The organism is Kitasatospora sp. NPDC029312 (assembly GCF_055569215.1).
In genome coordinates this window covers 1-26,041 of sequence record NZ_JBVHXY010000004.1, presented here as the reverse complement: position 1 = coordinate 26,041, position 26,041 = coordinate 1, and the positions used below count along the sequence as shown (strand labels likewise).

21 protein-coding genes are annotated in these 26,041 nt (G+C 73.1%); 6 read left to right on the top strand and 15 right to left on the bottom strand.

Going from position 1 to position 26,041, the window contains the following annotated elements:
• Positions 1-3: 3 nt before the first annotated feature.
• Entirely contained in the window at positions 4-360 is a 357-nt protein-coding gene (locus ACZ4WV_RS04665) for an arsenate reductase family protein (protein ID WP_465742740.1), read from the bottom strand.
• A 107-nt stretch (positions 361-467) separates the two neighbouring features.
• On the opposite strand from ACZ4WV_RS04665, the gene ACZ4WV_RS04660 reads away from it, so the two are divergent.
• Together ACZ4WV_RS04660 and ACZ4WV_RS04655 are read left to right on the top strand one after the other, a co-directional pair.
• Positions 468-1,685: a cytochrome P450 gene (locus ACZ4WV_RS04660; RefSeq protein WP_465742738.1), complete on the top strand. Its 1,218-nt coding sequence runs from the start codon at positions 468-470 to the stop codon at positions 1,683-1,685.
• 196 nt (positions 1,686-1,881) lie between these two features.
• A complete protein-coding gene (locus tag ACZ4WV_RS04655; RefSeq protein WP_465742736.1) occupies positions 1,882-2,970 on the top strand; it encodes a PP2C family protein-serine/threonine phosphatase in 1,089 nt (362 codons plus the stop codon).
• 112 nt (positions 2,971-3,082) lie between these two features.
• Here ACZ4WV_RS04655 and glnA read toward each other — a convergent pair whose 3' ends face one another.
• The gene (glnA, locus tag ACZ4WV_RS04650) at positions 3,083-4,495 is read right to left on the bottom strand and encodes a type I glutamate--ammonia ligase (RefSeq protein WP_465742734.1); all 1,413 of its coding nucleotides are present in this window, start codon (positions 4,493-4,495) and stop codon (positions 3,083-3,085) included.
• A gap of 286 nt (positions 4,496-4,781) precedes the next feature.
• Between glnA and ACZ4WV_RS04645 the strand changes: the two genes are divergently transcribed.
• Positions 4,782-5,249, top strand: coding sequence for an RDD family protein (locus ACZ4WV_RS04645; protein ID WP_465742732.1), 468 nt, complete (start codon positions 4,782-4,784; stop codon positions 5,247-5,249).
• A gap of 117 nt (positions 5,250-5,366) precedes the next feature.
• Here the strand turns inward: ACZ4WV_RS04645 and ACZ4WV_RS04640 are convergent, their stop codons facing one another.
• From ACZ4WV_RS04640 to ACZ4WV_RS04610, 7 genes are all read right to left on the bottom strand, one after another.
• Positions 5,367-6,065 carry a DUF4191 domain-containing protein gene (locus ACZ4WV_RS04640; RefSeq protein WP_465742730.1) on the bottom strand — a complete coding sequence of 233 codons (699 nt, stop codon included), beginning with the start codon at positions 6,063-6,065 and terminating at the stop codon, positions 5,367-5,369.
• Between the two features lie 101 nt (positions 6,066-6,166).
• Entirely contained in the window at positions 6,167-6,364 is a 198-nt protein-coding gene (locus tag ACZ4WV_RS04635) for an SCO2195 family GlnR-regulated protein (RefSeq protein ID WP_465742728.1), read from the bottom strand.
• A gap of 198 nt (positions 6,365-6,562) precedes the next feature.
• On the bottom strand, positions 6,563-7,516 hold the full coding sequence (gene lipA, locus ACZ4WV_RS04630; RefSeq protein ID WP_270147375.1) for a lipoyl synthase: 954 nt from the start codon (positions 7,514-7,516) through the stop codon (positions 6,563-6,565).
• A 140-nt stretch (positions 7,517-7,656) separates the two neighbouring features.
• Positions 7,657-8,454: a lipoyl(octanoyl) transferase LipB gene (gene lipB / locus ACZ4WV_RS04625; protein ID WP_465742726.1), complete on the bottom strand. Its 798-nt coding sequence runs from the start codon at positions 8,452-8,454 to the stop codon at positions 7,657-7,659.
• 72 nt (positions 8,455-8,526) lie between these two features.
• Positions 8,527-10,455 carry a helix-turn-helix domain-containing protein gene (locus tag ACZ4WV_RS04620; RefSeq protein ID WP_465742724.1) on the bottom strand — a complete coding sequence of 643 codons (1,929 nt, stop codon included), beginning with the start codon at positions 10,453-10,455 and terminating at the stop codon, positions 8,527-8,529.
• A 52-nt stretch (positions 10,456-10,507) separates the two neighbouring features.
• The gene (locus ACZ4WV_RS04615; RefSeq protein WP_465742722.1) at positions 10,508-11,875 is read right to left on the bottom strand and encodes an MFS transporter; all 1,368 of its coding nucleotides are present in this window, start codon (positions 11,873-11,875) and stop codon (positions 10,508-10,510) included.
• Positions 11,876-12,071: 196 nt separating this feature from the next.
• Positions 12,072-12,833, bottom strand: a complete 762-nt coding sequence (locus tag ACZ4WV_RS04610) for a 3-hydroxybutyrate dehydrogenase (RefSeq protein WP_465742720.1) — start codon at positions 12,831-12,833, stop codon at positions 12,072-12,074.
• A 309-nt stretch (positions 12,834-13,142) separates the two neighbouring features.
• Here ACZ4WV_RS04610 and ACZ4WV_RS04605 point away from each other — a divergent pair, with 309 nt between their 5' ends.
• Complete coding sequence (locus tag ACZ4WV_RS04605; protein WP_465742718.1) at positions 13,143-15,035, top strand: regulator; 1,893 nt, start codon at positions 13,143-13,145, stop codon at positions 15,033-15,035.
• Between the two features lie 421 nt (positions 15,036-15,456).
• Here the strand turns inward: ACZ4WV_RS04605 and ACZ4WV_RS04600 are convergent, their stop codons facing one another.
• Positions 15,457-16,788 (bottom strand): FAD-dependent oxidoreductase, encoded by a 1,332-nt coding sequence (locus ACZ4WV_RS04600; protein ID WP_465742716.1) that lies wholly within the window; start codon positions 16,786-16,788, stop codon positions 15,457-15,459.
• 439 nt (positions 16,789-17,227) lie between these two features.
• Positions 17,228-18,133: a TIGR01777 family oxidoreductase gene (locus tag ACZ4WV_RS04595; RefSeq protein ID WP_465742714.1), complete on the bottom strand. Its 906-nt coding sequence runs from the start codon at positions 18,131-18,133 to the stop codon at positions 17,228-17,230.
• A 64-nt stretch (positions 18,134-18,197) separates the two neighbouring features.
• Here ACZ4WV_RS04595 and ACZ4WV_RS04590 point away from each other — a divergent pair, with 64 nt between their 5' ends.
• Positions 18,198-18,704, top strand: coding sequence for a GNAT family N-acetyltransferase (locus ACZ4WV_RS04590; RefSeq protein ID WP_465742712.1), 507 nt, complete (start codon positions 18,198-18,200; stop codon positions 18,702-18,704).
• Between the two features lie 97 nt (positions 18,705-18,801).
• Positions 18,802-19,902 carry a DUF2510 domain-containing protein gene (locus ACZ4WV_RS04585; protein ID WP_465742710.1) on the top strand — a complete coding sequence of 367 codons (1,101 nt, stop codon included), beginning with the start codon at positions 18,802-18,804 and terminating at the stop codon, positions 19,900-19,902.
• A 99-nt stretch (positions 19,903-20,001) separates the two neighbouring features.
• Here the strand turns inward: ACZ4WV_RS04585 and ACZ4WV_RS04580 are convergent, their stop codons facing one another.
• The 4 genes from ACZ4WV_RS04580 to ACZ4WV_RS04565 form a co-directional block, all read right to left on the bottom strand.
• Complete coding sequence (locus ACZ4WV_RS04580) at positions 20,002-20,517, bottom strand: DUF4240 domain-containing protein (protein ID WP_465742708.1); 516 nt, start codon at positions 20,515-20,517, stop codon at positions 20,002-20,004.
• Between the two features lie 149 nt (positions 20,518-20,666).
• A complete protein-coding gene (gene sucB / locus ACZ4WV_RS04575; RefSeq protein WP_465742706.1) occupies positions 20,667-22,460 on the bottom strand; it encodes a 2-oxoglutarate dehydrogenase, E2 component, dihydrolipoamide succinyltransferase in 1,794 nt (597 codons plus the stop codon).
• A gap of 66 nt (positions 22,461-22,526) precedes the next feature.
• Positions 22,527-23,915 (bottom strand): dihydrolipoyl dehydrogenase, encoded by a 1,389-nt coding sequence (gene lpdA, locus ACZ4WV_RS04570; protein WP_465742704.1) that lies wholly within the window; start codon positions 23,913-23,915, stop codon positions 22,527-22,529.
• Between the two features lie 391 nt (positions 23,916-24,306).
• Entirely contained in the window at positions 24,307-25,812 is a 1,506-nt protein-coding gene (locus tag ACZ4WV_RS04565; protein WP_465742702.1) for a leucyl aminopeptidase, read from the bottom strand.
• Positions 25,813-26,041: the final 229 nt, after the last annotated feature.

Below are 26,041 nucleotides of genomic sequence, written 5' to 3'. Positions count from 1 at the left end.
CCGCTACGGCAGGACGGACTTGAGGGACTCGGGAGTACGGGCGACGATGGCGTGCCCGTCGTCCGCGGTGATGATCGGCCGCTGGATCAGCACCGGGTGCTCGGCCATCGCTGCGATCCAGCGCCCCCGCTCGCCCGCCTCCCGGGGCCACCCCTTCATCCCCAGGTCCTTCGCGATCTGCTCGTCGGTGCGGGTGATGTCCCACGGCTCGAGGCCGAGGCGCTCCAGCACCTGCTCCAGCTCGGCCGCCGTCGGTGGATCCTCCAGGTAGCGCCGCACGGTGTACTGCACCCCGGCGGCGTTCAGCTCGTTCAATGCCGTCCGGCACTTGCCGCAACGCGGGTTGATCCAGATCTCCATGCCCGCCACCCTATCGGCGCGGCAGCCCGGCCGGCCGCACGGGAACTCCACCGTGCCCGTCGGTGGTTCACGGACCAGGAACCATCGTCATCGGAGGGGAGCACCGGATGGACGGCGCGGCGATCATCGAGCAGCTGATGACCCCGGAGGTCAGGACCGACCCGTACCCGCTGTACGCGCGGGCTCACGAGCTCGGCCCGGTGGTCCCGGCGGGGGACGGGATGTACGTGGTGAGCGGTTACGCGGCGGTTAACAAGGTGCTGCGCACCCCCGCCTTCGGCGTGGCGACCGCCGACATGATGGCCGGTCTGGCCCCGGAGTTCGCCTCGCACTCCTCGCTGGCCCTGTTCGGCCGCTCGATCCTCCAGCGCAACGCGCCCGACCAGCCCCGGGTCCGCTCGCTGATCGCCTCCGTCTTCACCGCCCGCCGGGTCGCCGCGCTGCGACCGGCCGTGGAGGCGGCGGTGGACCGGCTGCTGGACGGCATGGCCGAGCAGGGCGCGGACGGCTCGCCGGTCGACTTCATGGACGCCTTCGCCTTCCGGCTGCCGGTCGGGGTGATCTGCGAGCTGCTCGGCGTCCCCGAGCGGGACCGCTACCGCTTCCGCGACCTCGCCTCCGACCTGACGGTCGCGCTGGAGATCATCCAGGACCTCGACGAGCTGGACGCCGCGGACCGGGCCGCCGACGAGCTGTCCGGGTACTTCACCGAGCTGGCCGCCGAGCGGCTGGCCCGCCCGCAGGACGACCTGGTCAGCGACCTGGCCCGGATCGCCGCCGAGGACGGCGAGCGGCTCTCCGCCGAGGAACTGCTGGCCAACCTGGTGCTGCTGCTGGTGGCCGGGTTCGAAACCACCACCAACCTGCTGGGCAACGGCCTCGCCCTGCTGTTCCGCCACCCCGAGGTGGCCGCCGGGCTGCGCAGCGGCGCCGTCACCGCGACCGGCTTCACCGACGAGGTGCTCCGCTTCGACTCCCCGGTCCAGGCCACCGGCCGGGTCGCGCTGGAGCCGGGCCTGGCCGTCGACGGCGTGCCCCTCCCGCCGGGCAGCGGGCTGACGCTGCTGATCGGCGCGGCCAACCACGACCCGTCCCGTTACGGCCGGCCCGAGGTCTTCGACCCGACCCGCACCGACAGCCAGCCGCTGAGCTTCGGCGGCGGCCAGCACTTCTGCCTGGGCTCCCAGCTGGCCCGGCTGGAGGGCGAGGTCGCGATGCCCGCGCTGCTCGACCGCTTCCCCCGGCTCGCCCGGGGCGGGGTCCCGACCCGCCGGGACCGCCTGGTCCTGCGCGGCTTCGAGACCTTGCCGGTGACGGTCCGCTGACCTCGACTGCCGGCCCGCTCCGGGGTCTGCCTGCCGGGCTGCTTCCCGGGCGGCCTCCCGGATCCCCCGGCCCCGGCGGCGGGAGGTTCGGCCGTTCGTGGTCGGGTCGCCGGCGGGGGAACATGGAGGGACGAACCGGTCATTCCGGGCCATTCATCCCGGACCGGCCTGACCGGCCAGCCAGGAGGTCCCCGTCGTGTCAGCACCCCGCCCGCCGCAGCTCGTGGTCGCGAAGCCCCGGGTGCCGCGCTGGGTGCCCTGGCTGCCGGTCCTGCTGCTCGTCCTGGACCTGATCACCGAGGCCGTCGTTCCGGACGCGGTGGCCGCCGGCTTCCTGCTGACGGCCCTGCCGGTGGTGGCCGCCTTCAGCTACGGGCCGGCGCTGACCGGCGTCGCCACGGGCGGCTCACTCGCGCTGCAGATCCTGCTGGCCCTGCGCGCCGGCCACGTCAACGAGCAGCACCACGTCTGGGTCTACATCGCCACCCTGCTCTCCGGGGCGATGGGCACCGCCCTGTCCTGGCAGCGCACCCGGCAGACCGACCGCCTGCTGCAGGCCCGTACGGTCGCCGAGACCCTCCAGCGCACCGTGCTCCGGCCGGTCCCCGAGCGGGTCGGTGGCCTGCGGGTGGCCGGGCTCTACCGGCCCGCCCAGGCCGAGCTGCTGGTCGGCGGGGACCTGTACGAGGTGTGCGACACCCGCTTCGGCGTCCGGGTGCTGCTCGGCGACGTCCGCGGCAAGGGCCTCGGCGCGGTCCGTACGGTGGCCGACGTGCTCGGTGCCTTCCGGGCGGCCGCCCACGACACCCCGGGCCTGGTCGAGCTCGCCGACCAGCTGGACCGCGCCGTGCTGCGCGACGCGGCGGACGGCGACGACGACGAGCTGTTCGCCACCGCCGTCCTGCTCCAGTACCGGCCGGGTGCCGACTGCGTGGAGATCGTGGACCGCGGCCACACCACCCCGCTGCTGCTCGCCGACGGCACGATCACCCCGGTCGCCTGCGCCGAGGAACTCCCGCTCGGCCTCGGCCACCTGGGGCCCGACGACGAACCCGCCAAGCCGACCACCGTCGCCCTGCCCCCGGGCCACACCGTCCTGCTCTACACCGACGGCGTCAGCGAGGCCCGCGACACCACCGGCGCCTTCTATCCGCTGGCCCCGCGCCTGGCCGCCCTCGGCAGTACCGCCCCCGACCGGGTGGTCTCCTTCCTGGCCGAGGACGTCCACCACTACGCCGGCCTCCTCACCGACGACCTCGCCGTCCTGGCCCTCACCCCCGAGTGAGCCGCGCCCACCCCACCGAGATGCTGACGGCCTCTCAGCACCCAGGCTTGCCGGACAGCGAAGAAGCTCCGAACCGGTGTGTTCGGAGCTTCTTCGCTGTCCGGGTTGAGCTTTACAGGTCGTAGTACAGCTCGAACTCGTGCGGGTGGGGCCGGAGGGCGATCGGGGCGATCTCGTTGTTGCGCTTGAAGTCGATCCAGGTCTCGATCAGGTCCGGGGTGAAGACGTTGCCGGCGAGGAGGTACTCGTGGTCGGCCTCGAGGGCCTCCAGGACGGCGGGGAGGGAGGAGGGCACCTGCGGGACGTTGGCGTGCTCCTCGGGGGCGAGCTCGTAGAGGTCCTTGTCGACCGGCTCCAGCGGCTCGATCTTGTTGCGGATGCCGTCGAGGCCGGCCATCAGCATGGCGGAGAAGGCCAGGTACGGGTTGGAGGACGGGTCCGGCGCGCGGAACTCGATGCGCTTGGCCTTGGCGTTGGAGCCGGTGATCGGGATGCGGATCGCGGCCGAGCGGTTGCGCTGCGAGTACACCAGGTTGACCGGCGCCTCGAAGCCCGGCACCAGACGGTGGTAGGAGTTCACCGACGGGTTGGTGAAGGCCAGCAGCGACGGGGCGTGCCGGAGCAGACCGCCGATGTAGTAGCGGGCGGTGTCGGACAGGCCGGCGTAGCCCTGCTCGTCGTAGAAGAGCGGCGAGCCGTCGGTCCACAGCGACTGGTGGACGTGCATCCCGGAGCCGTTGTCGCCGAAGATCGGCTTGGGCATGAAGGTGGCCGTCTTGCCGTTGCGCCAGGCGACGTTCTTGATGATGTACTTGAACAGCATCAGGTCGTCGGCCGCGTGCAGCAGGGTGTTGAACTTGTAGTTGATCTCGGCCTGGCCGGCCGTGCCGACCTCGTGGTGCTGGCGCTCGACCTCGAGGCCGGCCTTGGCCAGCTCCAGGGACATCTCGGCGCGCAGGTCGGCGAAGTGGTCCACCGGCGGGACGGGGAAGTAGCCGCCCTTGTACTTGACCTTGTAGCCGCGCACGTCGCCCTCGGCGGCGCCGCTGTTCCAGGCGCCGGCCTCCGAGTCGATGTGGTAGAAGGACGCGTTGGCGCTGGTCTCGAAGCGGACCGAGTCGAAGACGTAGAACTCCGCCTCGGGCCCGAAGAAGGCGGTGTCGGCGATGCCGGAGGAGGCGAGGTAGGCCTCGGCCTTCTTGGCCACGTTGCGGGGGTCGCGGCTGTAGGCCTCGCCGGTGACCGGGTCCTGGATGAAGAAGTTGATGTTGAGGTGCTTCTCGGCCCGGAAGGGGTCGAGGCGGGCCGTGGCGAGGTCCGGCACGAGGGCCATGTCGGACTCGTGGATGGCCTGGAAGCCGCGGATCGACGAACCGTCGAACATCAGGGTCTCGGACGGGTCGAAGGTCGCCGCAGGTACGGAGAAGTGCTGCAGTACGCCCGGCAGGTCGCAGAACCGGACGTCGACGAACTTCACGTCGTTGTCCTGGATGAACTGCTTCACTTCGGCGGCGCTGTTGAACATCCATCCTCCTCGGCGTAGCGAATGGGGCTCACCCTAGGAATGGGTCGTTTCCGGCCGGTGACCCGCTCGTTTCCTCGATGTTAACCGCGTCCGCCGAGCGGGTGGCAAAGGTGTACGGTCCTGGGCAAATCACCTCGCCGACCTGGGGGCCCGTCGGGAAGTGGTCTGGACCACTTGGTAAGCGCGGTGATCCCGATTCACCCGGTAGGGGACGGGCCCGGCACCACGCCCCGCCCGGAGGGGTGCCGGTGGGGGCGCCGGGGGTGAGCCCGGTTAGTGTGGATTCGTGGACACCAGAGAAGCGTTGGGATCGTGGATCGACGGCCCGAAGGCGGCCGCCGAGAAGATGGGCGCCGACTTCGGCTACCGCGGCGAGCGCCTCGGACTGCCCCAGGAGGGCTCCGGCTCGATCGCCGGCCCGGGCCGGCGGATCGGCTCCCTGTTCGTGGACGGCTGGCTGGTCTCGCTGATCTCCTACGGGCTGATCGCCAAGGGCGACCAGGCCGAGGCCAACCTGTGGACGCTGCCGCTCTACTTCCTGGTCGTCGCCGTCCTGCTCGCCACCACCGGCACGACCGTCGGCAAGCGGCTGTTCGGCCTCCGGGTGGTCCGCCTGGACGGCCGCCGCGCGACCGTCCCGCAGGTCCTGCTGCGCACCGTGCTGCTCTGCCTGGTGGTGCCGGCGCTGGTCTGGGACCGCGACACCCGCGGTCTGCACGACAAGGCGGTCGGCACGGTCGAGGTCCGGATCTGACCGGAGGCCGCCGCGTACCGGATCCGGCCGCTGCCCGCAACGCACCACACCAGGCTGAACGCCGAACGGCCCCGCTGAGGACATCAGCGGGGCCGTTCTCGTGTGGTCGGGGGAGGGTCAGCGGACCTGGCCGCCCTTGGGCATCCGGGCGCCCTTGGGCATCGGGCCCTTGGGGATCGGCGCCTTGGACAGCAGGTCGCCCAGCGCGCGCAGGCGGTCGTTGGTCTCGGTGACCTGCGCGGGGGTGATGGCACGGGGCAGGCGCATCAGGTGGATCTGCAGCTTCTTCAGCGGGACCTCGTCCGCGCCGTCGCCCACCACGATGTCGTGCACCGGCACGTCGCCGACCACCCGCGCCATCTTCTTCTTCTCGGAGGCCAGCAGCTGGCGCACCCGGTTGGGGTTGCCCTCACCGATCAGCGCGATGCCGGCCCGGCCCACGGCGCGGTAGACCGCGTCCTGGTTGCGGGTCACCGCGACGGGCGTGGAGCTGGAGCTCCAGCCGCGCCGGATGTTGTTCAGCACCGCCGCCACGGCGCCCGGCTGCCCCTCCATCTGACCGAACGCGGCGCGCTCGGCTCGGCGCCCGAAGACGATCGCCATGGCCAGCACGGCCACGATGAAGCCCAGGATGCCCAGGTAGATGGGGTGGTCGATTGCGAAGCCGATGGCGAGGAACACGCCGAAGGTCAGCAGGCCGACGCCGGCGATGATCAGGCCGATCTTGGTGTCGACCTTCTTGGTCATGGTGTACGCCAGACGGATCTGCTTCAGCCGTCCGGGGTTCTCGGATGTTTCCCTCGCCATAACGCTCATGGTACGTGGCGCGGGTACGGGATATCCAAGCCCGGGTACCCGTTCGCCCGAACCGTGACCCGTGTGCCCGTACACCGTCGCGCACAGCGACGCCGGAGCCCTCACTGCCGTACGGAGCGTGCCCCCGTCGTACCCGTCGTCGCGGCCGCCAGGGCGTCGTGCCGGCGGTCCGCCGCGTACCGGCGGTTCTCGCACACCGCCGCCCACGCGTTGAGCCGGGCGTGCCGTTGGCCGGGAGCCAGCAGGACGCTCTCGGCGAACCGCAGCGCCACCCCCACCGACCGGATCCGCATCCGCATGCCGAACAGCTCCTCACGTGGGCTGAGAAGAATCGAACGCCCGTCAGGCGCCCATCGTCCCCACCCCGTGTTACCAGGCGGTGACCGGGCAGTCAAAGCGTGGTGAAGCCGGAAGGGCGGAGCCGCAGCTCCGCCCTTCGAATGGCCCAACGTGAATGGCCGGGTTGAGTGGCCGGTGGCCGAAACCGGCCGGCGACGTCAGACCGCGGCCTGCTCGCGCCGCTCCAGCGCCTGCCGGTACAGCCGGCCGGCCCGGTACGACGAACGCACCAGCGGGCCGGACATGACTCCGGCGAAGCCCAGCTCCTCGGCCTCCTCCTGGAGCTCGACGAACTCCTGCGGCTTCACCCAGCGCTCCACCGGGTGGTGGCGCAGCGAGGGGCGCAGGTACTGGGTGATGGTGATCAGCTCGCAGCCGGCCCCGACCAGGTCGGCCAGCGCCTGGCTGACCTCCTCGCGGGTCTCGCCCATGCCCAGGATCAGGTTGGACTTGGTCACCAGCCCGGCCGCGCGGGCCTGGGTGATGACGTCCAGCGAGCGCTCGTACCGGAAGGCGGGGCGGATCCGCTTGAAGATGCGCGGCACCGTCTCGACGTTGTGCGCGAGCACCTCGGGGCGGGAGGAGAAGACCTCGGCGAGCTGTTCGGGCACGGCGTTGAAGTCGGGGATGAGCAGCTCGACGCCGGTGCGGCCGCCCGCGCGCTCGGCGGTCATCGCGTGCACCTGGCGCACGGTCTCGGCGTACAGCCACGCGCCGCCGTCCTCCAGGTCGTCGCGGGCGACGCCGGTGATGGTGGCGTAGTTGAGGTCCATCGTGACGATGGACTCGGCGACCCGGCGCGGCTCGTCGCGGTCGAACTCGGCGGGCTTGCCGGTGTCGATCTGGCAGAAGTCGCAGCGGCGGGTGCACTGGTCACCGCCGATGAGGAAGGTCGCCTCGCGGTCCTCCCAGCACTCGAAGATGTTGGGGCAGCCGGCCTCCTGGCAGACCGTGTGCAGCCCCTCCTTCTTCACCAGCGACTGGAGGGCGTTGTACTCCGGGCCCATCTTCGCGCGGGTCTTGATCCACTCGGGCTTCCGCTCGATGGGGGTCTCGCTGTTGCGGACCTCCAGGCGGAGGAGCTTCCTGCCGTCGGGCGCGACAGCGGACACGTGCGACTCCTAGAACTAGACGGGGTACCCCCAGGGTACGCCTGTGCTTGTACGGGCTGCGCTGGGCCTGGCGCCCTGCAATCGCAGGGCAACGCCGCTACCGGCCGGTAGATTCCCAGCAGTCGAAGGGTGTGGGGCCTTCAGCGGGCGAGCGCCGGCTCCGGCAGCTCGGCGAGGACGTCCTTCAGGTGCCGCTCGACCGCCGGCAGCGCTTCGGCGACCGGGAACGCCCTCCCCAGCTCGCCGGCCAGCGAGGCGACGCCCGCGTCCCGGATGCCGCAGGGCACGATCTTGTCGAAGTACGTCATGTCGGGGTCGCAGTTGAGCGCGAAGCCGTGCATGGTCACCCCGCGGGCGACCCGCACCCCGATCGCGGCGAGCTTGCGGTCGTCGCCGCGCTGACCGGCGTTGGACGGCGCGTACTCCGGCCCGGCCAGGCGCGGGTCGATGCCCAGCGGCAGGCCCATCCGCAGGGTCAGCTTGCCGATGTCCACCACCGCGGCCGGGTCCACCACGGCGTCCGGGATGGTCCGGCCGAGCACCCAGACCCCGCTGCGGCCCTCGACCCGCGCGGTCTCGACAGCGAAGTCGGCGGCGGCGCGGATCAGCGCCTCCTCCAGCCGGCGGACGTAGGCGATCACGTCGATCGGGTCGGGCAGCTTGACGATCGGGTAGCCGACCAGCTGGCCGGGGCCGTGCCAGGTGATCTCCCCGCCCCGGTTGACCTCGACCACCGGGGTGCCGTCCAGCGGCAGGTCGGCGGGGTTGGTGCGCTTGCCCATGGTGTAGACGGGCGGGTGCTCCAGCAGCAGCACGGTGTCGGGGATCTCGTCCGCGACCCGCAGCGCGTGCAGGCGCTGCTGCTCCTCCCACGCCTCCTGATAGGGGACGACACGCTCGCCTATGCCCATCCGCACGAACCGCACGTTCTCACTCATGCGCCCACCGCACTCCTTGCCAGGCGTTCGAGACCAACCTCGCCACTGTACGCCCACGCTCCGACGGGTCGGTCAGCCGCCCGAGAGCAGCTGGAGCCGCAGCGCCAACTGCAGTTCCAGGGAGCGTTCCGGCTGGTTCCAGTCCGGCCCGAGCAGGGCCTCGACCCGGTCCAGCCGCTGCACCACGGTGTTCACGTGGACGTGCAGTTCGTCCTTGGCCCGGGTGAGGCTGCCGCCGCAGTCGAAGTAGGCGCGCAGGGTGCGGACCAGCTCGGTGCCGCGCCGGGCGTCGTACGCGAGCAGCGGGCCGAGCGTCCGGCCGACGAAGCCGTCCACGTCATGGCCGTCGCCGAGCAGCACCCCCAGGAAACCGAGCGCGCGGGCCGAGGCGCCCTCCCCGGCGCGGCCGAGCACCCGCAGGGCGCGTACGCAGCGCAGGCCCTCGGCGTAGGAGGCGGCCAGCGCCGGCGGACCGGCGGCGGGGCGGCCGGCGCCGACGGTGACGGGGAAGCCGGCCAACCGGGCCAGCCGCTCGGCGGCCTGCCGGGCGGTCTCCTCGGGCTCGTCGGGAGTGTCGGCGGTGCCCGCTTCGAGCGGCACCAGCAGCACCACCGCCTCGCCGTGTTCGGCGCCGAGCCCCCGGGAACCGAACAGGTACCGCCGGGCGGCGGCCGCCAGCCGTGCCAGCCGTCCCGGCCCGTCACCGGCGTCGTCCGCCGGTTCCGCGACCAGCACCAGGTGCGGTCGGGCGAGGTCGACCCCCAGCCGGCGACCGCGCGCGGTGAGCCCGGCCGGGTCGCGCTCGGGGGCGGTGAGCAGGTCGGTGAGCAGTTCGCCGCGGACCCGGTTCTCGGCCTCCGCCACCGAGCGGCGCAGCAGCAGGAGCAGTGCCGTGACCACGCCGGCCCGCTCGAACAGCCGCCGGTCGGCGTCGTCGAGGTCGGGCCGGCCGCGCAGCACCAGGGCGCCGAGCGCGTCCTGCCCGGCCAGTACCGCGCACACCCACAGCTCGCCGTGCCGCACCGACCGGCCCTCGGCCCGGGAGGCGGCCACCGCCCGGGCCAGCTCGGCGGCGGGCGCCGGCTTCCCGGCCAGCGGTTCGCCCTCGGCGTCCAGAACGGCTATCTCCCCGCCCAGCAGGTGGGCGACGGCGGCGGCGACGTCCGGCACCTCGGCGCCGCGCAGGACGAGGTCGGTGAGCCGGTCGTGCGCCTGCTCGGCGCGCTGGACGGCGGCGGAGTGGGCCCGGACCAGCTCGTTGGCGGCGTTCAGCTCGGCGATCGCGGCCCGGGTGTCGGCCAGCGACTTGGCGGTGTCCAGGGCGATCGCGGCGTGCGCGGCCAGGGTGCAGAGCAGCGCGACCTCGTCGGGGGAGAAGGCGCGCGGTGAGCGGTCGGCGGCGAACAGGACGCCGATGACCTGCCCGCCGAGCAGCAGCGGCACGCCGATGATCGCCACCAGGCCCTCGTCCAGCACGCCCGCGTCGATCGTGCCGGTGTGGTGGAAGCGCTCGTCGGTGCGGTAGTCGGGGGTGGCGTACGGGCGGGCGGTCTGCGCGACCAGCCCGCCCAGGCCGTCGCCGAGGCTGAGCCGCAGGGTCTGGAACAGCACGGAGACCGAGCCGTCGGTGACCCTCATGTAGGTGTCGCCCGCGGCCTCGTCCGGCAGGGTCAGGTACGCGGTGTCGGTGCCGAGCAGCATCCGGGCCCGGCGGACGATCGCCTGGAGCACCGTGTCCAGCTCCCGGGAGGCGGCCAGGTCCCCGGCAGTGTCGAACAGCGCGGTCAACTCGGCTTCCCGGCGCCGGTGTTGGCGGAGGGTGCGGTGCACCCGCAGGGCCTGCCAGGTGGCGTCGTCGATCTCGGCGAGGACGGCCGACGGCGCCCCGCGGCGGCGGGCGTCGGCCAGCACCTCGGCGAAGTCCTCGGTGGCGGCGCCGGAGGCGAGCAGGTCGAGCAGCCGCCGCAGCGCGGGTGCGGCGCTCTCGTCGGGGTGGTTCATGGTGCGGGCCGCCAATCGGCGTCGGTTCCGACGGGTGCGAGGAATCGCGATGCTATCGGCTCAACCCCCGGGCCACGGCGGGCTTTCCGGCCGCGGCGCCGTCCGTCGGCTGCTCCTCGACCAGGGCGAGGTCCTGCCCCCTGGTCTCCCGCGCGCACAGCACCGCCAGCACGGTGATCGCGGCTGCGACGGCCACGTACACGGAGATGGGGGTGGCGCTGCCGTAGTCCTTGAGCAGTGCGGTGGCGATCAGCGGGGCGGGCGCCCCGGCCGCCACCGAGGCGAACTGGGCGCCGATCGAGGCGCCCGAGTACCGCAGCCGGGTCGCGAACAGCTCGGAGAAGAACGCCGCCTGCGGCGCGTACATCGCGCTGTGGAACACCAGCCCGACGGTCACCGCGATCACCAGCGACCCGAACGACCGGGTGTCCACCATTCCGAAGAACACGAACGCCCAGACCCCGACCCCGGCCGCGCCCACCAGGTACACGGGTTTGCGCCCGACCCGGTCCGACAGCGCCCCGAACAGCGGGATCAGCGCGAACTGGATCGCCGAGGCGATCAGTACGGCGTTCAGCGCGCTCTGCCGGTCGAAGTGCGCGTGGCTCACGGCGTACGCGAGCACGAAGGTCGTCATGACGTAGTACGAGATGTTCTCCGCCATCCGCGCGCCCATGGCCACCAGCACCTCCCGCCAGTGGTGCTTCAACACCCCAGCCAGCGGCGCCGGTTCGGCCTTCGGCTTGTTCGCCAACGCCTGCCGGAACAGCGGCGACTCGTCCACCGCCAGCCGGATCCACATCCCGACGCCCACCAGCAGCGCCGACAGCAGGAACGGCACCCGCCACCCCCACGCCAGGAACGCGCTGTCCGACTGCACCGCCGTCATCAGCGAGAGCACCCCGGCCGCCAGCAGGTTCCCGGCCGGTGCCCCGCCCTGCGGCCAGGACGCCCAGAAGCCCCGCCGTCGCTGGTCCCCGTGCTCCGACACCAGCAGCACCGCCCCGCCCCACTCCCCGCCGAGCGCGAAGCCCTGCACCAGCCGCAGCGCCGTCAACAGCACCGGTGCCGCCGCCCCGACCGACCCGTACGTCGGCAGCAGCCCGATCGCGGTGGTCGACCCGCCCATCAGCAACAGGCTCACCACCAGCAGCTTCTTCCGCCCCACCCGGTCGCCGAAGTGCCCGAACACCAACGCCCCGAGCGGCCGCGCGGCGAACCCGATCGCATAGGTCAGGAACGACAGCAGCGTCCCCGTCAGCGGATCACTGTTCGGGAAGAACAGCTTCCCGAACACCAGGGCCGCCGCCGTCCCGTACAAGAAGTAGTCGTACCACTCGATCGTCGTTCCGATGAGGCTGGCGGCCACCACTCTCGGGAGTGAACTGCTCGCCGCCGAACCACGCGCAGGGGCTTTCATGGGTCACCACTTCCAGGTCCAGAGGGGGACGGTGTCGCCCCGGTGTCGCCACAAGGTAGGAATCCCGCGCCGCCGGGACGATGTGGCCGACCCACACAGCCCCCGGGGCGGATGTGGCCGACCACCCCATGACTGCCGGACGGGGCCGGGCCGGCGCTCCGTGACGAAGTCCCGCGCCGGTACGGGAACGGAGAACTCAGTGCGCCGTCCAGCCGCCGTCGATGGGAAGGCTGGTGCCGGTGATGTAGGAGGCGGGCGGGGTGCAGAGGTGGAGGGCGAGGTCGGCGACCTCGGAGGGTTCGATGAGGCGCTTGACGGCGGTGCGGTCGAGCATGATGCGGTCGACGACCTCGTCCTCGGGGATGCCGTGGGCCAGGGCTTGGGCGGCGATCTGCTTCTCGACCAGGGGGGTGCGGACGTACCCCGGGTTGAGGCAGTTGCTGGTGACGCCGTAGGGGGCGCCTTCGAGGGCGACGGTCTTGCTGAGGCCTTCCAGGGCGTGCTTGGCGGTGACGTACGCGGACTTGAAGGCGCTGGCGCGCAGCCCGTGGACGGAGGAGATGTTGATGATCCGGCCCCACTCCTGCTCGTACATGTGGGGAAGGGTGCGGCGCAGGATGCGGAACGGAGCCTCGACCATCACGCGTTGGATGAGGGTGAAGCGTTCGACCGGGAACTCGTGCACGGGCGCGACGTATTGCAGGCCGGCGTTGTTGACCACGATGTCGGCGTCGTCCGGAAGGGCGTCCACGGCGTCGGGATCGGCGAGGTCCGTGACGATCGCACGCCCGCCGATCCGATCCGCCAGCTCCCGGGCGGGGCCGGCCGCGAGGTCGACGACGTAGACCCGGGCGCCGGCCGCGGCGAAGGCCTCGGCGCAGGCCCGGCCGATGCCCGAGGCGGCGCCGGTCACCAGGGCCGTGCGGCCGTCGAGCGGGCGAGCAGTAGAGGTGTCCATGGCCGAGAACGCTAGGAATCCGGCGGCGCCGCTCCCATGTGGCGGACCACCACAGCATCCGCACTCCCCATGGCGGAAACCGACATGACGACCGATCGACGGTTCGGGCCCGGAAGGCCAAACCCGCCCCGACCTCGCTTCCCCACAATGGGCGCGGTTGCTTCACCCGTTCGGAGGATTGCTCGGTCAGATCCACCCATAGCGCCCGAATGCTCGCTACATTCACGCCGATTCCCGACAGGGGGCGCCGCCCCAGGCAGCCGAAGCGCTGGTAGAGCCCGGTGCGACGTCCGAGAGGTGTTGACTGACATGCCCCAACGGCCTGCAACCGACAGCCCGGCGTACGGACCGCTCGACCCGCTCGGCCAGCACCGAGGTCCGGTCGGCCGGACCCTTCCGGACGCCCCCGAAGCCCTGGCGACCAACGCCCCGACCGGCGACACGCTGACCACCGACGCCCCGGCCGCGGACGAACTGCGACTGCCCGTGCAGGCCACGCCGACCCGGCCCGAAGCCGCTCCCGCCCCCGCCCCCACCCCCGCCCCCACCACCACGGGCGGTCACGGCGGCGGCCACACCGGCCACTCCGGCCCGGCCCCGCAGAACGGCCAACTCGCCGCGCTGATCGAGGAGGCCGGCTTCTCGCACGCCGGCCTGGCCCGCCGGGTCGACCAACTCGGCCTGGAGCACGGCCTCGACCTGCGCTACGACAAGACCTCGGTCACCCGGTGGCTGCGCGGCCAGCAGCCCCGCGGCGCCACCCCGGCGCTGATCGCCGAGGTCTTCACCCGCCGCCTCGGCCGCCGTCTCACCGCCCAGGACCTCGGCCTGGACGCCTGCGCCCCGGTCTACGCCGGACTGGAGTTCGCCGAGACCCCGCAGGAGGCGGTGGACATCGTGGCGAGCATGTGGCGCAAGGACAACGGGCCCCAGTCCGAACTGCGCCGGATCGCCTTCACCCCGGCCGGACTGGTCGTCCCCAGCCGGGACTGGCTGATCGGCCGCACCGACGAGCGCGTCGCCCGCGACGGCTCCACGCTGGCCCGCCCGGACGCCGCCACCGGCCCGCCGGGCAGCGCCCCGACCACAGCGGCGCAGGGCCCCGCGGGCGCGCCCGGAGCGCCGAGCGCGAGCCCCGCGCGCGGCCAGGCCGCCGGTGCCCCCGGCTCCCGCAGCACCGCCGGAACCACCGGCACCGCCGCCCCCATCGGCCGGGTGCCCACCCAGAGCCGGCGCCCACCGGCCGCCGTCGAGCCGCCGTACACCGACCCGACCCGCGAGGCCCGCCCCGCCCTGCGCGTCGGCCGCGGCGACATCGCCGCCATCCGCGCCGTCGGCGACCTCTTCCGCGCGCTCGACCACGCCTACGGCGGTGGCCACGCCCGCCAGGCACTGGTCCGCTATCTGGAGAGCGAGGCCGAGCCGATGCTGCGCGGCCGTTACGGCGAGCAGATCGGCCGGGCCCTGTTCGGGGCGGTCGCCGACCTGACCCGACTGGCCGGCTGGACGTCCTTCGACATCGCCGCGCACGGCCTCGCCCAGCGCTACTTCGTCCAGGCGCTGCGCCTCTCCCAGGCCGCCGGGGACCGCGCCCTCGGCGGCTTCGTCCTGGTGACGATGAGCCAGCAGGCCGTCCACCTGGGCCACGGGCGGGAGGCCGTCCAGCTCGCCCGGGTCGCCCAGCAGGGCGTGGGCACCGCCGTCCCGCCGGTGGTCCAGTCGCTGATGCACGCCGCCGAAGCGCGCGGACACGGCCTGCTGGGCGACGTCCGCTCCTGCACCACCGCCCTGGTACGGGCCGAGCGCTCCCTCGCAGCAGCCCGCACGGGCGACGAACTGCCGTCCTGGGCGCGGTACTTCGACGAGGCCCAGCTCTCCGACGAGTTCGCCCACTGCTACCGCGACCTCCAGCAGTGGCGCACCTCCGCCCAGCACGCGGAGAAGTCGCTGCGGCTGCGCTCGCCCGCGTACGCGCGCAGCCGGATCTTCTGCCGGCTGGTGCTGGCCACCGCCCGGCTGGGCATGGGCGACCTCGACGAGGCCTGCACGATGGCCACCGACGCGCTGCGGGCGGCGGGGGAGATGCGCTCGGCCCGCTCGCTGGAGTACGTCCGGGACTTCCACCGCCGCCTCACCCCGTACCGGGGCAGCCCGGTGGCCCGCGCCTTCGAGGAGACGGCCCGCCAGGCGGGGGTGATCTGACCGCCCGCCCCACGGCGCGGGTCACGGGTCCGGCCACCTCGATCCCGCACCTGTCCGCACCTGTTCACGCATGCCCACGCGCACCCGGCCGCCCGTCCAGCCCCGGCCGCCGGACACCCGCTGCTGCCACCGGCGGCGTCACCGCGCGCATCACCGGCCGCGCCGCCGGGCGCCCCCGCGCGCCCGCCGGGCCGCCAACGGGTGGCCACCACGGCCGGCACTCCGCATCCGGCCGACGACCCCGGCAGGGCCGGACCGCCCGCGCGGCAGGACCGCCCGCACGGGCGGACGCATCAACACGGCCAGGCGGCCGTTCCGGGAGAGCGCGTCGAGCAGATGGTCGACGCGCGCCCCGTCGAAGACGTCCGTCCCCATCGCGACCCCGAGTGCGGCCCCCGAGCGCGACCCTGGAGCACGGCCCTCAGGCCGCCGCCTCGGCCTCCGGCACCCCCGTCGGCAGCCCGAGATCGCGCAGCACCGCCTCCGCCGCCCGGCGCCCGGAGACCAGCGCCCCCTGAGCGGTGCTGGTGTCCCGATGGTCCCCGGCCACGTACAGCCCGGCGAGCAGCCGTACCGGCCGACGCGGGTTGTGCGGTGGGGGCATCGCGGGCAGCGCGTCCGGAACGTGCCGCACGCTGAGGAACTGCCAACCGGTCGGCGAGACGCCGTACAGCTCGGCGAGCCGGGCCCGGACGGCCGGTTCCAGCCCGGCCGGGCCGCCCGCGTCGAAGGAGCGCCGCCCGAGCACGGTGGTGGCGATCAGCGTCTGCCCGGCCGGGGCGAAGGAGGAGTGCAGCTCGCTCAGCACCAGCGAGTGCGAGACCAGCGGCGGGTGCCCGTTGGGCCGGTCGGCGTCGATCAGCAGGACGGCCTCGCCCAGCGGGGCGCGGTCGGCCGCGTGGAAGAAGGTGGTGACGGGGTGGAAGTCCGGCAGCCGCAGCCCGGGCAGCAGTTCGGCGGCGGAGCGGGCGTCGGTGGCGACGACGACGGCCTGGGCGCCGATCCGCCCGTGGCCGACGGTCTCCACGCCGTCGGCGCTGACCGAGGTGACCCGCACGCCGGTCCGCACGGTCCCGGCGGGCAGCGCGGCGGCCAGCTGGGCGGGCACGGCCGCGATCCCGTCGGCGGGTAGACAGAGCCGTCCGCGGGCGTAGGAGCGCAGCACCAGGTCGGCGATGCGGCTGCTGGTGCCCAGCGCCGGGTCGCTGAGCAGCGCGCTGAGCAGCGGGCGCAGGAAGCCGTCCACGGTGCGCGGGGCGAGGCCCTGGCCGGTCAGCGCGCGGGCCGCGGTGGTCTCCGGGCGGGCTTGCAGCCGGGCGGCGGGGGTGGTGGCGATCCGGCCGAGCCAGCTGCCGAGCCGGGCCTTGTCCAGCGGACTGCCGAGCGGCGCCCGGGTGGCTGCCTGGCGGGCGGCGGTGAGCTGCGGATCCCCGGTGCGGTAGCGGCGACCGGCGCTGTGCACCAGCACGCCGGGTGTCAGCGGGCGCAGGTCCAGGCGGTCGAGGTCGAGCGCCCGGCGGAGCTCGGGGAACGCGGTGTTCAGCAGGTGGCTGCCGTCGTCGAGCCGGAATCCGTCCAGCTCGCGGGTGGCCATCCGGCCGCCGATCCGATCGGTGGTCTCCAGGATCTGGACGTCGAGGCCGCGGTCGGTGAGTGCGCGGGCGGCGGCCAGACCCGCGAGTCCGGCGCCGACCACGACGACGTCCGGGTCGGACGGCCGACGCGCGCGGCGGGTGAAGTCGTACGTGGGCACTGGCGTGCTCCCTCCCTGGTCCCGGGGCTCCGGCCGACGCAGGCAGCGGGGTGCCGGGATACGGTCCGTGGAAGGTGATGCCCAGTCAGTGTGAGTATCAGACAAGCAGTACGGACCGGATGCGGGGCTCGGGCGGGGTTGTGCGGCACCGGTTGGGGGCGCGGTCACGGACAGTGCGCTGTGGCGGGCGCCTGACGGGGTCGGCGGGCGCGTACGGTCACCGGGGGCGTGCGACGCGCCCGCCATGTGCTCCCGTGCGCCCCCTCCCGGAGCCCCGTCCGACCCCCGCCCGAGCCAGCCCGGCATATGCCCTTGGCCAGGGCGAACACCGGAGGGCGCCAGCACGGTAGACGCCCGGCGGAGGTCGGCAGCCGCGTGCCGGGCGCCGTCCGGAGGGACGGAAGCCGCACCGGAACCGCACCGGGAATCGAACCCGGCGTCAGAGCGCCGCCCGCACCGCCGAGTCCAGGTCCGGGTGCGCGAAGTGGAAGCCCGCGTCCAGCAGCCGCCGCGGCACCACCCGGTGGCTGCCGACGACCTCGACCGCCAGCTCACCGAGCACCACCCTGAGGACGGCCTCCGGCACCGGGAACGGGGTCGGCCGTCCCACCGCGCGCCCGATCGCCGCGGTCAGCTCGGCGTTGGTGGCCGGCTCCGGCGCGGTGAGGTTGAAGGCGCCGGAGAGGTCCTCCCGGTCGATCAGGAACCGCAGCGCGGCCACCTCGTCGGCCAGCGAGATGTAGCTCCAGTACTGCCGCCCGCTGCCGAGCCGTCCACCCAGGCCCAGCTTGAACAGCGGGAACAGCCGCGCGCCCGCCCCGCCGGCGGCGGACAGCACCATGCCGGTGCGCGGGTGCACGACCCGGATCCCGGCCCGCTCGGCCGGCCGCGCCGCCGCCTCCCACTCCAGGCACACCTCGGCCAGGAAGTCGTCCCCGGCGGGGGAGTCCTCGTCGATCACCCGGTCGCCGGTCTGCCCGTACCAGCCGACCGCGGAGGAGCTGACGAACACCCGCGGCGGCTCCTTGAGCTCCGCCAGCGCGACGGCCAGCGTCTCGGTGCCGTACACCCGGCTCTCCCGGATCTCCCGCTTGTACGCCTCGGTCCAGCGGCGGTCGCCGACCCCGGCGCCGGCCAGGTGGACCACCGCCTCGACCCCGGCGAGCCCGTCCCGCTCGACCTGGCCGAGCAGCGGGTTCCAGCCGATCGCCGTGGTGCCGTCGGGCTGCGGGCCCGTCCGGGAACGGCGCCGGACCAGCCGGACCACCTCATGGCCGTCCGCCAGCAGGGAGCGGACGAGTGCTGAACCGATCAATCCCGTGGAGCCCGTGACAGCGATGCGCATGGTCCCATCCTCGCAGTCCTCAATCCCCCGTCACCTTCGCACACGCCTCACTAGCATGACGCGCATGTCCCATGGCTCCCACGACGATCTGATCATCCGACCGGCGCGACCCGAGGACGATCACGAACTCGCGGCCCTCGACCGCGACTCCTGGTCCACCCTCTCCGACGTCTCCCCCGAGCCGTCCGCCACGGCGACCGTCTTCGACGAGCGGCACACCCCCGAGCAGTACCTGCTCGCGGTGCTGGACGGCCGGATCGTCGGCTACGTCCGCCAGGTGCCGCCGACGCCGCTGGCCGCCAACCGGCACGTCCGGCAGATCCAGGGCCTCGCCGTCGACGGCACGGCGCGTGGCCGGGGCATCGGCCGGCGCCTGGTCGAGGCGGCCTGCGCGGCCGCCCGGGCCGGCGGCGCCCGCAAGATGAGCCTGCGGGTGCTCGGCTGGAACACCCCGGCCCGCCGGCTGTACGAGAGCTGCGGCTTCGTCGTGGAGGGCTCGCTGGCCGAGGAGTTCCTGATCGACGGCCACTACGTGGACGACGTCTGGATGGCCCGCCGCCTGGCCGACTGAGGCCCGGGACCTGCCGCCCCGTCAGCGGATCCGGTGGTGCGGAGTCGTGACGTACCCGCCCTGTCTGGAGCCGCACCCCGCCGGGTACCGTACGCCCGTGAGCAACTCGACGCCTCCCGGGTGGTACCCGGTCCCCGGTGCGGACGGCAGCCCCGGTCACGAACGCTGGTGGGACGGCAGCGCCTGGACCAGCGAGATCCGGCCGCTCCAGGGCGGCGCCGGACAGCTCGCCGACGCCCCCACCCAGCCCTGGCAGCCCCCGGCCCAGCAGCCCGGCTACGGGTATCCGGCGCAGGGCGGCTCACCGGCCCCCGGTTACGGCTACCCGGGCCAGGACGCCGGCCAGTACCCCGGTTACGGCGCCCCGACGCCGGGCTACGGCGCCCCCACCCCTGGTTACGGCTACCCCGGACACCCAGGGCAGGACGTCTACCAGGGCGCGGGCTACGGCTACCCGGGCCCGGACTACCCGCCGTCGAGCCCCGCGAAGGCCAAGCCCGGTGTGATCATCGGCATCGCGGTCGGCGTGCTGGCCGTGGGCGGGATCATCGCGGGGATCGTGCTCAGCCAGGGCGGCGACCCGAAGGCCGGCCCGACGCCCGGTCCCACCGTCCCGGTCAGCCAGAGCGACAGCCCCGGGCCGACCCCCTCCCCGACCCAGAGCACGCCCACCGTCGCGCCGCCCAAGCCCGTCCCGGTCGTGAAGAGCACCGTCCCGGACGCCCAGCACGCGATCACCGTCCCGGTGTACGACGGCTGGGACGTCACGCCCAACCCCGTGCACTCCACGGTCTTCCTCGGCAGCGGCCGCTACACCTGCCCCGACGGCAACGCCTGCATCCGCGGCCAGTTCTCGGTCGAGAAGGACGCCGTTCAGGGCGCCTCGCCCAAGGCGGCCGCCGACGCCGCCATGCCCGCCTACGCCGGCGGGATCTTCAGCGGGATCACCTCGCACACCGACTCCGGCTCCGGCTATGTCACCGTCGCCGGCGTGCTCGGCTACGCCACCCGCTGGCACGTCCGCACCTCGGATGGCACCCAGGGCTACGTCCTGCTGGCCGCCGTCCCGGCCAAGGGCGGCGGCTACGTCGTTTTCGAGGGCGGCGTGGACGACGACCCGGCCGCACCGGACGTGTCGGTGCTGGACCAGATCCTCAAGGGCATCAAGCAGGACAGCAGCTCGGGCAGCAGCACCTGATCCGCTGCGCCCGAGCCACCGAGCCCGAGCCTCAGCGCTCGGGCCTCGGCGCTCGGGCCTCGGCTCCCGAGGCTCAGCGCTCGGGCCGTACGGGCGCCCTCAATCCCCGTACCGCTCCCAGAGCTTGGGGAAGCGTTTCGCCATCACGTCCGGGTCGTCGAAGTCCAGCGGCGCCCCGGACGGTTGCCGGGCCTGCTGGCCGCCCACCTCGGGCAGCGGCAGGCCGGTCAGCTGCTCGTACGCCTCGTCGGCCGCGTAGCCGAGGTCCTCGGCCTCGCCGTCCTCCTCCTCGTCGAACTCGGGCAGCAGGTCCGCCAGGTCGTCCGGTTCGGCCAGGCCGCCCTCGAAGACCTCCCGGCCCTGGCCGATCAACCAGCACCGGAAGTAGTCGAAGGTGTCCTCGGAGGCGCCGTCCAGCAGCAGGTAGGCCGCGCCCCACAGGTCGTAGCGGTAGGCGCGCTGGAACCGGGCCTCGAACAGCCGGGCGAAGTCGATCACATCGTCCGGGGTCAGCCCGACGAGGTGTTCCACCAGCCGGTCCGCCTGCTCGTCGGGATCGCCCTCGGCGGCCTCCCGGGTCTCGTCGATGATCTGCCAGAAGTCGGTCTCGTCCATCACGGCTCCAGCATCCCCGTTCGGCGGCCTTCGTGCATGCCACGACCCGGATCGAGGGGCCGGGAACGGCGGAACCCCGCGCCGTCCGGAGACGACGCGGGGTTCCGGGGGTTCCGTACGACCCGTATGACCCGTACGACCGGGAGGCCTTACAGGCCGAGCTCGACCTCGAACTCGCCGGCCTCCAGGATCTCCTTGACCGCGACCAGGTAGCGGGCGGCGTCCGCGCCGTCCACCAGGCGGTGGTCGTAGGAGAGCGACAGGTAGGTCATGTCGCGGATGCCGATGGCGGTGCCGCCGTCGGCCTCGATGACCACCGGGCGCTTGACGGTGGCGCCGATGCCCAGGATGGCGGCCTGGTTCGGCGGCACGATCACGGTGTCGAACAGCGCACCGCGCGAACCGGTGTTGCTGATGGTGAAGGTGGCGCCGGACAGCTCGTCCGGGGTGATCTTGCTGTCGCGGACCTTGGCGGCCAGCTCGGCGGTCTTCTTCGAGATGCCGGCGATGTTGAGGTCGCCCGCACCCTTGATGACCGGGGTCATCAGACCCTTCTCGGAGTCCACCGCGATACCGATGTTTTCGGTGTCGAAGTAGGTGATGGTGCCCTCAGCGTCGTTGATCCGGGCGTTGATGACCGCGTGGGCCTTCAGCGCCTGGGCGGCGGCCTTGACGAAGAACGGCATCGGGGAGAGCTTGACGCCCTCGCGGGCGAGGAAGCCGTCCTTGGCCTTGGCACGCAGCGACATGATCTTGGTGACGTCCACCTCGACCACGCTGGTCAGCTGGGCCTGCTCGTGCAGGGCCTTCATCATGTTGTCGCCGATGACCTTGCGCATGCGGGTCATCTTGACCGTCTGGCCGCGCAGCGCGGACGGCGCGGCGGCGGCCTTCGGCGCGGCGGCCGGCGCGGCGGCGGCCGGGGTCGCAGCCGGAGCGGCCTTGGCGGCCTCGGCGGCGGCGATGACGTCCTGCTTGCGGATGCGGCCGCCGACGCCGGTGCCGGCGACGGAGGACAGCTCGACACCGTGCTCGGCGGCGAGCTTGCGTACCAGCGGGGTGACGTAGGCGTCACCGTTGTCGGCAGCCGGGGCAGCAGCCGGGGCAGCCTGGACCGGAGCGGCAACAGGAGCCGGGGCAGCGGCCGGAGCCGGAGCAGCGGCGGCCGGGGCCGGGGCCGGGGCAGCAGCCGGAGCCGGAGCCGGAGCAGCCGGGGCCGGGGCCGGAGCGGGAGCGGGAGCCGGGGCGGCGGCCGGAGCCGGAGCGGCAGCCGGGGCCGGAGCGGCAGCGGCGGCACCCGGGGCACCGATCAGCGCGAGCTGGGCGCCGACCTCGGCGGTCTCGTCCTCGCCGACCAGGATCTTGACGACGACACCGGCGACCGGCGACGGGATCTCGGTGTCGACCTTGTCGGTGGAGACCTCGAGCAGCGGCTCGTCGACCTCGACCGTCTCACCCTCGGCCTTCAGCCAGCGGGTGACGGTGCCCTCGGTGACGGACTCACCCAGCGCGGGCAGCAGCACCGGCGTGGCGTCGCCCGCCGGAGCGGCCGGAGCGGCCGGAGCAGCCGGGGCGGCAGCCGGAGCCGGAGCAGCGGCCGGGGCCTCGGCGGCCGGAGCCGGAGCGGCGACCGGGGCAGCCGGGGCGGCAGCCGGAGCCGGCGCGGCCTCGGCGGCGGGGGCCGGGGCGGCAGCGGCGGCCTCGGAGCCGTCGTGGATGATCGCCAGCTCGGCGCCGACCTCGACGGTCTCGTCCTCGGCGACCTTGATCGAGGCCAGGATGCCGGAGACCGGAGCCGGGATCTCGGTGTCGACCTTGTCGGTCGACACCTCCAGCAGCGGCTCGTCGACCTCGACACGCTCACCCTCGGCCTTCAGCCAGCGGGTGACGGTGCCCTCGGAAACGCTCTCGCCCAGCGCGGGCAGTGTTACTGAGACCGCCATGGTTTCAGCGACTCCTATCAAGTCTTGCGTACGGGAAGTACTGGAAACAGGGGGTGGTGGGCGCGATCAGTCGTGCGCGTGCAGCGGCTTGCCGGCCAGCGCCAGGTGCGCCTCGCCCAGGGCCTCGGACTGGGTCGGGTGCGCGTGGATCAGCTGCGCGACCTCGGCCGGCAGGGCCTCCCAGTTGTAGATCAGCTGGGCTTCGCCGACCTGCTCGCCCATGCGGGCGCCGACCATGTGGACGCCGACCACGGCGCCGTCCTTGACCTGGACGAGCTTGATCTCGCCGGCGGTCTTCAGGATCTTGCTCTTGCCGTTGCCGGCCAGGTTGTACTTGAGGGTGACGACCTTCTCCTTGCCGTACAGCTCCACGGCCTTGGCCTCGGAGATGCCGACCGAGGCGACCTCGGGGTTGGAGTAGGTCACCCGCGGGACGCCGTCGTAGTCGATTGGCATCGGCTTGAGGCCGGCCAGGCGCTCGGCGACGAGGATGCCCTCGGCGAAGCCGACGTGGGCGAGCTGCAGGGTCGGGACGAGGTCGCCGACGGCCGAGATGGTGGGCACGTTGGTGCGCATGTACTCGTCGACCAGGACGTAGCCGCGGTCCATCGCGACGCCGTTCTCCTCGTAGCCGAGGCCGGCCGAGACCGGGCCGCGGCCGATGGCGACGAGCAGGAGGTCGGCGTCGATCTGCTTGCCGTTCTCGGTGGAGACGCGGACACCGGCCTCGGTGTACTCGACGCCGGAGAAGCGGGCCTTCAGCTCGAACTTGATGCCGCGCTTGCGGAACGCGCGCTCCAGCAGCTTGGAGGAGTTCTCGTCCTCCAGCGGGACGAGGTGCGGCAGCGCCTCGACGATGGTGACGTCGACGCCGAAGGACTTCCAGACCGAGGCGAACTCGACGCCGATGACGCCACCGCCCAGGATGACGGCCGACTTCGGGATGCGGTCGAGCTTCAGGGCGTGGTCGGAGGAGATCACGCGGTTGCCGTCGATCTCCAGGCCCGGGATCGAGCGCGGCACCGAACCGGTGGCGAGGACGATGTGGCGGCCTTCGATGCGCTGGCCGTTCACGTCGACCGAGGTCTGCGAGGAGAGCTTGCCCTCGCCCTGGACGAAGGTGACCTTGCGGGACGCCACCAGGCCCTGCAGACCCTTGTACAGGCCGGCGACGACGTCGTCCTTGTACTTGTGGACGCCGTTGATGTCGATGCCCTGGAAGGTGGCCAGCACGCCGAACTCGGCGGCCTCCTTCGTCTCGTCGGCGATCTCGGCCGCGTGCAGCAGCGCCTTGGTCGGGATGCAGCCGCGGTGCAGGCAGGTGCCGCCCAGCTCACCCTTCTCGACCAGGGCAACGCTCAGACCCAGCTGAGCGGCGCGGAGCGCCGCGGCGTAACCGCCGCTTCCGCCTCCGAGAATGACTACGTCGAAAACGGTGCTGGCGTCGTTCGCCACGTCACGTCCTCCATGCAATGGGGTGGGTCGCCGGGCCGGTCGCGGTCCGGTGGGTCGGAAGCCTTTGTGGGGCGCCCAGTCGTGCCGGAAATACATCTTCGCACTTGTTCGCGGTGGCTGATGTCCGGGTCCACCCCAGGGGTGGCCCGTGGAGCGGTCACCGGGGCGGGAATACCCCCGACGGAAGGGCATCATCGCAGCTCAATGCGGTATTGACAGCCGCCGGACGGGCGTCTTCCGGGCCGCTCGCCCCGCCCGCTTCCGCACTGTGGAACAAAGTTTCGCCCGTGGCGAACAGAGGTGCGCCCAGCCGTCCGGTCCTACTCCCAGGTAACCGCGCGCCCATGCCGACGGGGCCCGGCGCACACGCGCCGGGCCCCGTAGTACCGGATCAGGCCTTGCCGTTGGCCGCCGTCCGCTCGGCGAAGCGCAGCAGGGTGCGCACCGCGCTCGCGGTGCCGCCCTTCGGGGTGTAGCCGAACGGCGCGCCCTCGTGGAACGCCGGACCGGCGATGTCCAGGTGCGCCCAGTCGATGCCCTCGGCCACGAACTCCTTCAGGAACAGCCCGGCCACCAGGCCGCCGCCCATCCGGTCGCCCATGTTGGCCAGGTCGGCGATGGTCGACTCGGTGAAGGTCTTGCGCAGCTCGGCCGGCAGCGGCATCGGCCAGGACTGCTCGCCGACCTCGCCCGCGAGGGCGTGGAGCTCGTCGCGCAGCTCGTCGTTGTCCGACATCACGCCGAAGGTCCGGTGGCCCAGGGCCAGCACCATGGCGCCGGTCAGGGTCGCCACGTCGATGATGACGTCCGGGTTCTCCTCGCCGGCCCGCACGATCGCGTCGGCCAGCACCAGCCGGCCCTCGGCGTCGGTGTTCAGCACCTCGACGGTCTTGCCGCCGTAGATGCGCAGCACGTCGCCGGGGCGGACGGCGGAGCCGGACGGCATGTTCTCGGCCAGCGCCAGCCAGCCGGTGATGTTGACGGCCAGGCCCAGGCGCTTGGCGGCCACCACGGTGGCGAACACGGCGGCGGCGCCGGCCATGTCGCACTTCATGGTCTCGTTGTGGCCGGCCGGCTTCAGCGAGATGCCGCCCGAGTCGTAGGTGATGCCCTTGCCGATGAAGGCCAGCGTGGCCTTCGCCTTGGGGTGGGTGTAGGCCACCTTCACCAGCCGCGGCGGGTTCTCCGAGCCGCCGCCGACGCCCAGCAGGCCGCCGAAGCCGCCCTTGGTCAGGGCCTTCTCGTCCAGCACCTCGACCTTGAGGCCGTGCTCCTTGCCGGCCGCCTGGGCGATCGCGGCGAAGCTCTTCGGGGTCAGGTCGTTCGGCGCGGTGTTGACCAGGTCGCGGGCGCGGTTCATCTCCTCGCCGATCGCGGCGGCGCGCTCCACGGCGGCCTTGGCGTCCTTGCTGCCCTTGCGGGCGGCCAGCACGACCAGCTCGCCGACCGGCTCCTTGCCGTTGCCGTTGGCCTTGTACGTGCCGAAGGCGTACGAGCCGAGCAGACCGCCCAGCGCGACCGCCTCGATGTCGGCCGCGGACTCGGCCGGCAGCGCCAGCGCGGCCTTCTTGACACCGGCCAGGGTGCGGGCGGCGACACCGGCGGCGCGGCGCAGCGCCTCGAGCCGGTAGCCGTCCTCGGCGGCCTCGCCGAGACCGACCGCGAGCACGAGCGGGGCCTTCAGGCCGGCGGGGGAGGGCACCTTGACGGCCTCGCCCTCGGCGCCGGACGCGCCCAGGGTGTTGAGGACCTCGGTCAGCTTGCCCTCGAACGCCTCGTTCACGGCCTCGGCGCCGGGGGCGAGCACGACGCCCTTGGGGCCCTTCGCGACACCGACCACCAGCGCGTCCGCGCGCAGCGAGGCGGCGGAGGAGGTGCTCACAGACAATGCAGTCACGTCATGCGTCCTGTTCTTTCGCGTTCCACGGCCGGTCGCGGCGTGACTGCCGAACCGGCGCAGCCCGTCCTGGCCGGCCGTCCGCCGACGGGCAGGCGGGTCCGGGCCCCCTGGTGTGCGCGGCCGCGACCGGCGGACGCGCACAACAAAAAAACCAGCCCCACTACTCCCGCCGCGAGAAGAGGGGCTCTCACCTGGGGGAAGTGTCGGGTCCCTCGTCAAGGGCATG